Here is an 824-nt window from a genome sequence, read left to right on the forward strand (position 1 = left end):
CCCGACACCCTCCACCAGACACCCATCGGCGTCTTCCGGAGCGTCCAGCGGCCCGTCTACGACACCCTCATGGCCGACCAGCTCGACGCGGCCGTGGAACAACACGGCAAGGCGGACCTCGGGGCCCTCCTCACCGGTTCCGATGCATACGTTCTCGGACAGTCCACAGAGGGCGTACAACAATAAGGCGTATGAGGGTAGGCTTGTCCCATGGTGAACTCGGAACAAGAGCGCGTGGGACAGCGCATCAAGCGGCTGGAGCAGGAGCTGACAGCCGCCAAGCACGCGGCCCTGCGACCGTTCAAGATCAACGTTCCGCAGTACGGCGTCCTCTACGAACTCTCGCGGCAGTCGGGGCTCTCCGGCGCGGCCCTCGCCCGCCGGTGCATGGTCACCCCGCAGACCATGTCCTCGGTGCTCTCCAACCTGGAGGGCCGCGGCCTCGTCGAGCGCACCCCGCACCCGATCCACCTCCAGATCCTCGAAGTCCGCCTCACCTCCGCCGGGAAGACCCTGATCCGCGAGGCCGACGTGGTGGTCGAGGAGATCGAGCAGCTGCTCGACGGCAGCTTCGCCCCGGGCGAGGCCCGGCCCTTCCTGGAGCAGCTGGAGCGCTGCGAGAAGGCGGTGGCCGCGTGGAGCCCGAAGACGAAGTCCTGAGGGACGGAGAAGGAGGCGGGGGGGGGGGGGGGGGGGGGGGGGGGGGGGGGGGTGGTTTGGGGGTGGGGGGGGGGGGGGGTGCGGGGGGGGGGGGGGAGAAAGGAACAAAAGCAACAACGAGAGGGGGGGGCCAGGCGGAAGACACCTATGGTTTTGTTTTGGAA

1 protein-coding gene and 1 pseudogene are annotated in these 824 nt (G+C 68.7%); both read left to right on the plus strand.

Annotated elements, in window-relative coordinates:
- Positions 1–186, plus strand: a pseudogene (locus tag ACZ7IF_RS32935) (2-oxoacid:ferredoxin oxidoreductase subunit beta); the annotation flags it as partial.
- A gap of 24 nt (positions 187–210) precedes the next feature.
- Positions 211–660: a MarR family winged helix-turn-helix transcriptional regulator gene (locus ACZ7IF_RS32940; protein ID WP_470979123.1), complete on the plus strand. Its 450-nt coding sequence runs from the start codon at positions 211–213 to the stop codon at positions 658–660.
- Positions 661–824: the final 164 nt, after the last annotated feature.

The organism is Streptomyces sp. NPDC037421, from assembly GCF_055602105.1.